Origin of the sequence: Kitasatospora sp. NPDC057936 (assembly GCF_042887525.1) — a bacterium.
Taxonomy (GTDB): Bacteria; Actinomycetota; Actinomycetes; order Streptomycetales; family Streptomycetaceae; genus Kitasatospora.
In genome coordinates, this window is record NZ_JBHVPD010000180.1 from 1 (window position 1) to 8,520 (window position 8,520).

Sequence of the window (8,520 nt, forward strand, 5' to 3'; positions counted from 1 at the left end):
GGGCGGGGTCCACATGTGACCCCCCCCGGCGGGTAACTCCCCGCCCCCGGCCGGGCGCAGGGGCCCGGAGCACGATCGCTCCGGGCCCTTCCGCCGCTGCTACTTCTCTTCCGTTACTTCTTTTCCTTGGGGGCCTCGGCGTCGGTGGACAGCGCGGCGATGAAGGCCTCCTGCGGGACCTCCACGCGGCCGACCATCTTCATCCGCTTCTTGCCCTCCTTCTGCTTCTCCAGCAGCTTGCGCTTGCGCGAGATGTCACCGCCGTAGCACTTGGCGAGGACGTCCTTGCGGATCGCGCGGACCGTCTCGCGGGCGATCACCCGGGAACCGATGGCCGCCTGGATCGGCACCTCGAACTGCTGGCGGGGGATGAGCTTCTGCAGCTTGCCCGCCATCATCACGCCGTAGTTGTAGGCCTTGTCCTTGTGCACGATCGCGGAGAACGCGTCGACCGCGTCGCCGTGCAGCAGGATGTCGACCTTGACCAGGTCGGCGGTCTGCTCGCCGATGGGCTCGTAGTCGAGGGACGCGTAACCGCGGGTCTTGGACTTCAGCTGGTCGAAGAAGTCGAAGACGATCTCCGCGAGCGGCAGGGTGTAGCGCAGCTCGACCCGGTCCTCGGAGAGGTAGTCCATGCCCTGGAGGCTGCCCCGGCGGGACTGGCACAGCTCCATGATCGCGCCGACGAACTCGTTGGGCGCGAGGATCGTGCCGCGCACGACCGGCTCGTACACCTCGGCGATCTTGCCGCTCGGGAACTCGCTCGGGTTGGTGACGGTGTGCTCGGTGCCGTCCTCCATGATCACCCGGTAGACCACGTTCGGGGCGGTGGAGATCAGGTCGAGGTTGAACTCGCGCTCCAGGCGCTCCCGGATGATCTCCAGGTGCAGCAGGCCGAGGAAGCCGCAGCGGTAGCCGAAGCCGAGCGCGACCGAGGTCTCCGGCTCGTACACCAGGGCGGCGTCGTTCAGGCGCAGCTTGTCCAGGGCGTCGCGCAGCAGCGGGTAGTCCGAGCCGTCCAGCGGGTACAGGCCGGAGAACACCATCGGGCGCGGGTCCTTGTAGCCGCCGAGCGGCTCGGTCGCGCCCTTGTGCATCGACGTGATCGTGTCACCGACCTTGGACTGCCGGACGTCCTTCACGCCGGTGATGATGTAGCCCACCTCGCCGACGCCGAGGCCGTCGGCGACCTTCGGCTCGGGCGAGATGACACCGATCTCCAGCAGCTCGTGGGTCGCGCCGGTGGACATCATCGCGATGCGCTCGCGCTTGGTGAGCTGGCCGTCCACGACACGGACGTAGGTGACCACGCCGCGGTAGGAGTCGTACACCGAGTCGAAGATCATCGCGCGGGCCGGGGCGTCCTTGACGCCGACCGGGGCCGGGATGGTGTTGACGATGTGGTCCAGCAGGTCCTCGACGCCCAGACCGGTCTTGGCGCTGACCTGGAGCACGTCGGAGGGGTCGCAGCCGATGATGTGCGCGATCTCGGCGGCGTACTTCTCCGGCTGGGCGGCCGGCAGGTCGATCTTGTTGAGCACCGGGATGATCGTGAGGTCGTTCTCCAGCGCCAGGTACAGGTTGGCGAGGGTCTGCGCCTCGATGCCCTGGGCCGCGTCGACCACCAGGATGGTGCCCTCGCACGCGGCGAGGGAGCGGGACACCTCGTACGTGAAGTCCACGTGGCCGGGGGTGTCGATCATGTTGAGGATGTGCGTCGACCCGGTGTTCGGCCCGGTCTTCGGCGCCCACGGGAGGCGGACCGCCTGCGACTTGATGGTGATGCCGCGCTCACGCTCGATGTCCATGCGGTCGAGGTACTGGGCACGCATCTGCCGCGGGTCGACGACGCCGGTGATCTGCAGCATCCGGTCTGCGAGCGTCGACTTGCCGTGGTCGATGTGGGCGATGATGCAGAAGTTGCGGATCAGCGCCGGGTCGGTACGGCTGGGCTCTGGCACATTGCTGGGGGTCGCGGGCACCTTGGTCCGATTCTCCGTTGGTCCGGGGCCGGGGGCGTCCGGGTCATCGCTGACCGGCTTCCCGGGGGGACCGGACAGTCTCGTCCGATCGAAATAGTTCCTCCCATCCTCCCACGACCCCGGCGCGGGCCGCCGTTCGGTCCGGCCCGGGTCGTTCGTGGGGGTGCGGAGCAGGCCTTCCCGCCCGGACCGAGCGGCGACAGGATGGCGTCCCATGATCCTGGAAAGCGCCCTGCTCGACGTCCTGCCCGGCCGGGAGGACGAGTTCCTCGCCGCCTTCGCCGAGGCCCGGCCGCTGATCGCCGTCCAGCGCGGCTTCCGCTCGCTGCAGCTGCGGCGCTGCCTCGACGAGGGGCGCGGCTCGCGCTTCCTGCTCCAGGTCGAGTGGGAGACCCTCGCCGACCACACCGAGGGCTTCCGCGGCTCCGCCGAGTACGAACGCTGGCGGGACCTCCTGCACCGCTTCTACCGGCCCTTCCCTGAGGTCGAGCACTACGGCGAGCCGGTCCTCGACGCGTAGCTCGGTGCGCGGGCGGTCGGGATGCGGCCAGCCGGACGTGCGGCCGGCCGGGGTGCGGCGCTCCGGCCGGTTTGGGGCGGGCGGCGGGCCCCTGGTAGCGTAGTCAGCTGCACCTGGCCTCGGCATGCCCTCTCAGCTGGTCCGACGGCCCGAAGGTGCAACCCGTTCAATACCTTTTAGACAAGACTGAGGCTCCTTCGTGGCGAACATCAAGTCCCAGATCAAGCGCAACAAGACCAACGAGAAGGCGCGCCTGCGCAACAAGGCCGTCAAGTCCTCGCTGAAGACCGCTCTGCGCAAGGCCCGTGAGGCCGCTGCCGCCGGCGAGACCGAGAAGGCCGTCGTGCTGGCCCGCGCCGCCTCCAAGGCGCTGGACAAGGCCGTGAGCAAGGGCGTCATCCACGCCAACCAGGCCGCCAACAAGAAGTCGGCCATCACCAAGCGCGTCAACACCGCCGTCCAGGCCTGACGCCACCGGGGGCCACCGGCCCCCGACGCCGCAGGGTGACCCGGCCCTCTACCCGGACCCCTGAGGCGCGCGAGACTCGCACCGCACGCGGCCTGCGTTCGCCACGCGGGTGCGGTGCACACAGCACTACGGCAGGCGCCGTGACCCCCCTCTTCTCCAGAGGCCGGTCACGGCGCCTGTCGCGTTGGGCCCATGCGGGCGGTGGGAGTGACGCCCCCGAGGGCGCGCGGGAGCGTGGGAGCGTGCGGGGGCGCGGGGGCTTTCGAGGCGCCCCTGGCCGCGCTCGTCGGTACGGCCCAGTACGGCTCAGTACGGCCTAGGGCGGCCCAGGACGGTCTAGGACGGCTCAGTACGACGGACGGCTGCCCGCCCGGGCCGCTCGGGCCACCGCGACCACCGCGCGCTCCAGGGCGAAGGCCGGATCGTCCGACCCCCCCTTGACCGCGGCGTCCGCCTGCGCGATCGCCGTCAGCGCGACGGCCACGCCGTCGCCCGTCCAGCCGCGCATCTGCTGGCGGACCCGGTCGACCTTCCACGGCGGCATGCCCAGCTCGCGCGCCAGGTCCCCCGGGCGCATGTTCCGCCCGGCGCTCGCCAGCCGCCCGATGCTGCGCACGCCGGACGCCAGCGCGTAGGTGATGCCCGTCGGCGGCTGCCCGACCGCCAGCGCCCAGCGCAGCCGCTCCAGCGCCTCCGCCGCCCGGCCGGTGACGGCCAGGTCCGCCACCTCGAAGCCGGTGGCCTCGGCCCGGCCGCTGTAGTAGCGGGCCACGACGGTCTCGTCGATCGTGCCCTCGACGTCCGAGGTGAGCTGGCTGCACGCGGCAGCCAGCTCGCGCAGGTCGCTGCCGAGCGCGTCCAGCAGGGCCTGGCAGGCCTCCGGCGTCGCGGAGCGCCCCAGCGTGCGGAACTCGCCCTTGACGAAGGCCAGCCGCTCGCTCGCCTTCGCCAGCTTGGCGCAGGCCACCTCCCGGCCGCCCGCCTTGCGCCCCGCGTCCAGCAGGCCCTTGCCCTTGGCACCGCCCGCGTGCACCAGCACCATGATCACTTCTTCGGCCGGGGCCTCGATGTACGCCTTGACCTCCTTGACGGAGTCGGCGGAGAGGTCCTGGGCGGCCCTGACCACGATCACCTTGCGCTCGGCGAACAGCGACGGCGTCGTCAGCTCGGCCAGGCTGCCGGGCTGGAGCCCGCCCGGCGGGACGTCCCGCACGTCGGTGTCCGGATCCGCCGCCTTCGCCGCCGCCACCACCTGGGCGACCGCGCGGTCGAGCAGCAGCTCCTCCTGGCCGACCGCGAGGGTCAGCGGGGCGAGCAGGTCGTCGGGTGCACTCTTCCTGGCCATCCCCACCAGCATCCCACGGAGCGCGGACAGCCCCGGCCGGACCTGGGCGACGGCACCGCCCGGCGGACCTGGAGAATGGGCCGGTGACCGAAGACCTCACCACCGACCAGCCGGACGTCGACGACCCGCACGCCCGGCAGCTGCTCGTCCTGCCCGACCGCGACGCCGCCGACGAGGCCGCGGAGGAACTCAGCGCCACCCAGCCCGATCTCGGCGAACTGGAGGTCGTCCGCGACGCCCTGGCCGGCGAGGACGACGCCGAGGACGCCCAGTGGCTGGTCGTCGTCGAACCCCCGGAGGACGGGTGGACCCCGGCCAGGCTGCGCGCCCTGGACGCGCTCGCCGCCGAGTACGAGGGCTGGCGCGAGGAGGGCTGACCACACCCCGGCCGGCTCGACCGCCTGGGCGCCCGGGGCGACTTGCACGCTCTGGCGGACTTGACCGTTCCGGCGGACTTGACCGCCCTGGCCGCAACGGAAAACTCCCCGCCGGGAGTTGACGGGCGGTCGGGGCGGCGCTTTGCTTCATGGACGGTGGTGGTGGCGTGCGGCGCACTTGATGTCATGCCCCTGACATAAACGCTTGGCACTCCCTGCTTCCCGTTCCCCGCCCGCTCCACCACCCGTCCCCCACGCGACACCCCCACGACTTCGGAGGCCCCCATGGCCAGGAAGCGTTCCATCGCCCTCGCGGCCGGCACCCTCGCCGCACTCACCGCGCTCGCCCTCACCGCCGTGCCGAGCGCGACGGCCCAGAACACCCACCGGTCCGGCCCCGGGAACGTCTTCGTCTACCGCATCCCCACCCACACCGCGGCAGACGCCCAGACGCTCACCGGCGCAGGCTTCGACCTGCTCGAACACCGGCAGGGCGACGACCTGTTCGTCCTCGGCGACGCCCGCGACGGCACCCGGCTGCGACTGCTCGGCTTCACGCCGACGGTCGAGCGGACGATGCCCGACCCGGCCCAGGCGCCGCTCCAACTCCGTCCCAGGAGCGGCCAACTGGCAGCCGGCGACCCGAACGAGACGTACGACGGCGGCTACCACACCGTCAACGCCCACTACGCCCACCTCGACCAAGTCGCCTCCCAGCACCCCGACCTGGCGACCGTGGTCACCTACGGCCAGTCCTGGCGCAAGCAGAACGGCCGGCCCGGCGGCTACGACCTCAAAGCCGTCTGCATCACCAAACGGACCGGGAACGACTGCTCGCTCTCACCGAACTCGGCCAAACCCCGCTTCTTCCTGATGAGCCAGATCCACGCCCGCGAGATAACCACCGGCGAAATGTCGTGGCGCTGGATCGACCACCTCACCGGCGGCTACGGCACCGACCAGGACGTCACCGCGCTCCTCGACTCCACCGAACTCTGGGTCGTGCCGATCGCCAACCCCGACGGCGTCGACATCGTCCAGCAGGGCGGCGACAACCCGCTCTACCAGCGCAAGAACGCCGACGACTCGAACGGCTCCGCCTGCGACTTCTCCGGCCAGATCGGCGTCGACCTCAACCGCAACGCCGGCACCCACTGGGGCGGACTCGGCACCTCCCCCGACCCGTGCTCCGAGATCTACCTCGGGCCGCAGGCCGACTCCGAAGTCGAGAACACCGCCCTGGAAGGGCTGTTCCGCAACCTCTACCCGGCCGTGCGCGGCCCCGGCGACACCGACCCCGCCCCGGCGGACACCCGCGGCATCATGATCACCCTGCACAGCGACGCCAGCATGGTCATCTTCCCGTGGGCCCACGACCACACCGTCCACACCGGCAACGACGCCGCGCTGCGCGCCCTCGCCGGCAAACTCGGCACCCTCACCAACTACCAGGCCGGCCAGGCCGGCGAGATTCTCTACGACGCCGCCGGCGGCACCGACGACTGGGTCTACGACAAGCTCGGGACCGCCAGCTTCACCATCGAGGTCGGCGACAGCGACTCCCGCGGCTGCTCCGGCTTCATGCCCGCCTACTCCTGCCAGGACTCCTACTTCTGGCCCAAGATGAAGACCGCCCTGATGTACGCCGCCACCCACGCCCAGGCCCCGTACACGACCACGGCGACCGACGGCTGAACCGCCCCACCCGCCCCACCCCCGGCCGCGGCGTTCCGGACTCCCCGGAACGCCGCGGCCGGCCCCATTCGGACCGAGGACATTTCCGGCTGCCCGTTCATTGACGGTGCATGTTCACCAATTCCGTTGACCGTGAGTCCACTTGGTGAGATTCGCCGAATTCTCGAATTTCTCCGCCGAGGAGTCCGACGCTGTTCATTCCCCGGCCGCCGCCGGTATACCGGGGCCTCCCACCCTATGAGCGCACCGCCGCAGCCACCTTCCCCCTCGACAGGAGTCTTCCGTGACCCGTCGTTACGTCCGGCTCGCCGCCACCCTCGGCGCCGCCGGAGTGCTGGCCGGATCCACCGTCGCCCAGGCAGCCGCCGCCGAAGAGGGCCGCGACGCCCACGCCAAGCACGTGCTGCTGGTCTCGGTCGACGGCCTGCACCAGTCGGACCTCGCCTGGTTCGTGGCCCAGCACCCCCAGTCCGCGCTGGCCCGGCTGGTCGGCGGCGGTGTCGAGTACACCCGCGCGAGCACCACCAACCCCTCGGACTCCTTCCCCGGCATGGTCGCGCAGCTCACCGGCGGCGGCCCGGGCACCACCGGCGTCTACTACGACGACACCTACAACGCCGAACTGCTCCCGGCCGGCACCACCGACTGCGAGAACGCCAAGCCCGGCGTCGAGATCGACCTCACCGAGGACCTGGACAAGAACCAGGACTCGATCGACGCCGGCCAGGGCCTCGCCGGCCTGCCCGGCTCCATCCTGCAGATGACCGGCCGGCCGCAGACGCTGATCAACCCGGCCAAGCTGCCGGTCGACCCGGACACCTGCCAGCCGGTCTACCCGCACTCCTACCTCCAGGTGAACACCGTCTTCGAGGTGGCCCGCCAGGCCGGCCTGCGCACGGCCTGGTCGGACAAGCACGCCGCCTACGACATCCTCAACGGCCCCTCCGGCGAGGGCATCCAGGACCTCTTCACCCCGGAGATCAACAGCAAGGCGACCGGGTACAGCGGCGACTGGACCAAGGACAACAAGGCCACCCAGCAATACGACTCGTACAAAGTGCAGGCCGTCCTCAACGAGATCGACGGCTACGACCACAGCCGCGCGGAGAAGGTCGGCACCCCGGCGGTCTTCGGCCTGAACCTCCAGTCCGTCTCCACCGCGCAGAAGCTCAACAGCTCCGACGGCCTCCAGGGCGGCTACGCCACCAAGGGCGTGCCCGGCCCGCTGCTCGCGAAGAGCCTGGAGTTCGTCGACCAGCAGATCGGCGCCCTGACCGCGGAACTGCGCGCGCAGCACCTCGACGGCTCCACCACGATCATCCTGTCGGCCAAGCACGGCCAGTCCCCGACCGACCCGACCGCGCTCAACCGGATCGACGACGGGCCGCTGCTGGACGGCCTCAACGCCGCCTGGAAGGCCGCCCACCCGGGCGCCGGCAACCTCGTCGCCCACGCGGTCGACGACGACGGCGTGCTGCTCTGGCTCAACGACCGCTCCGACGCCGCCACTGGGTTCGCCAAGAACTACCTGCTGGCGCAGAGCGGCAACGGCGTCGACATCAACGGCAAGGCCCGCCCGTTCACCCGGAGCGGCATCGAGCGGATCTACGCGGGCGACGAGGCCGCCGACCACTTCGGCGTCGACCCGGGCGACCCCCGGGTGCCGGACGTCTTCGGCGTCGCGCAGTACGGCGTCGTCTACACCGGCGGCAGCAAGATCGCCGAGCACGGCGGGGCCCACGCCGACGACCTGAACGTGCCGCTGGTCGTCTCCGGCGCGGGCACCCCGGGCGGCGTCCGCGAGGACGAGAAGGTCGAGACCAAGCAGATCGCGCCGACCATCCTGAAGCTGCTCGGCCTCAAGCCGAACGCCCTGGAGGCCGTCCGCGAGGAGCACACCCGGGTCCTGCCGGTCCGCTGACCGCCGGACGGCGGAAGCCGCCCGCCGGCCTCCGATGACCCACCCCGAGCGGCCGCACGCCAGGCGCGTGCGGCCGCTCGGCCACATCCGCGGTCCCATTCGCTGCGCCGCCAGGGCGTCCCCCATGTGGCGAAAGGCGGTCGGGGCTGGGGGCCTCCACCGCTTTCCCTTTTCCCGGCGGCGCGCTCCGGGCCTGCCCGGAGCGCGCCGC

Annotated in this window: 7 protein-coding genes; 5 read left to right on the forward strand and 2 right to left on the reverse strand. The window is 71.3% G+C overall.

Annotated features, from left to right (window positions below; translation table 11 throughout):
- Nucleotides 1-113: 113 nt before the first annotated feature.
- Nucleotides 114-1,982: a translation elongation factor 4 gene (lepA, locus tag ACFVU9_RS44945; protein WP_380444782.1), complete on the reverse strand. Its 1,869-nt coding sequence runs from the start codon at nt 1,980-1,982 to the stop codon at nt 114-116.
- A gap of 214 nt (nt 1,983-2,196) precedes the next feature.
- Between lepA and ACFVU9_RS44950 the strand changes: the two genes are divergently transcribed.
- Together ACFVU9_RS44950 and rpsT are read left to right on the forward strand one after the other, a co-directional pair.
- A complete protein-coding gene (locus tag ACFVU9_RS44950) occupies nt 2,197-2,502 on the forward strand; it encodes an antibiotic biosynthesis monooxygenase family protein (RefSeq protein ID WP_380444781.1) in 306 nt (101 codons plus the stop codon).
- A gap of 199 nt (nt 2,503-2,701) precedes the next feature.
- Nucleotides 2,702-2,971 carry a 30S ribosomal protein S20 gene (gene rpsT / locus ACFVU9_RS44955; RefSeq protein WP_218205877.1) on the forward strand — a complete coding sequence of 90 codons (270 nt, stop codon included), beginning with the start codon at nt 2,702-2,704 and terminating at the stop codon, nt 2,969-2,971.
- Nucleotides 2,972-3,317: 346 nt separating this feature from the next.
- Here rpsT and holA read toward each other — a convergent pair whose 3' ends face one another.
- A complete protein-coding gene (gene holA / locus ACFVU9_RS44960; protein ID WP_380444780.1) occupies nt 3,318-4,316 on the reverse strand; it encodes a DNA polymerase III subunit delta in 999 nt (332 codons plus the stop codon).
- A gap of 83 nt (nt 4,317-4,399) precedes the next feature.
- Between holA and ACFVU9_RS44965 the strand changes: the two genes are divergently transcribed.
- From ACFVU9_RS44965 to ACFVU9_RS44975, 3 genes are all read left to right on the forward strand, one after another.
- Nucleotides 4,400-4,693 carry a hypothetical protein gene (locus tag ACFVU9_RS44965; RefSeq protein WP_380444779.1) on the forward strand — a complete coding sequence of 98 codons (294 nt, stop codon included), beginning with the start codon at nt 4,400-4,402 and terminating at the stop codon, nt 4,691-4,693.
- Between the two features lie 285 nt (nt 4,694-4,978).
- A complete protein-coding gene (locus ACFVU9_RS44970; protein WP_380444778.1) occupies nt 4,979-6,388 on the forward strand; it encodes a M14 family zinc carboxypeptidase in 1,410 nt (469 codons plus the stop codon).
- A 283-nt stretch (nt 6,389-6,671) separates the two neighbouring features.
- Nucleotides 6,672-8,309, forward strand: coding sequence for an alkaline phosphatase family protein (locus ACFVU9_RS44975; protein ID WP_380444777.1), 1,638 nt, complete (start codon nt 6,672-6,674; stop codon nt 8,307-8,309).
- Nucleotides 8,310-8,520 lie beyond the last annotated feature (211 nt).

Excerpts from the sequence above, each read along its gene's own strand:
- ACFVU9_RS44950 (WP_380444781.1), top strand. The coding sequence starts at position 2,197 with ATGATCCTGGAAAGCGCCCTGCTCGACGTCCTGCCCGGCCGGGAGGAC.
- holA (WP_380444780.1), bottom strand. The coding sequence starts at position 4,316 with ATGGCCAGGAAGAGTGCACCCGACGACCTGCTCGCCCCGCTGACCCTC.
- ACFVU9_RS44970 (WP_380444778.1), top strand. The coding sequence starts at position 4,979 with ATGGCCAGGAAGCGTTCCATCGCCCTCGCGGCCGGCACCCTCGCCGCA.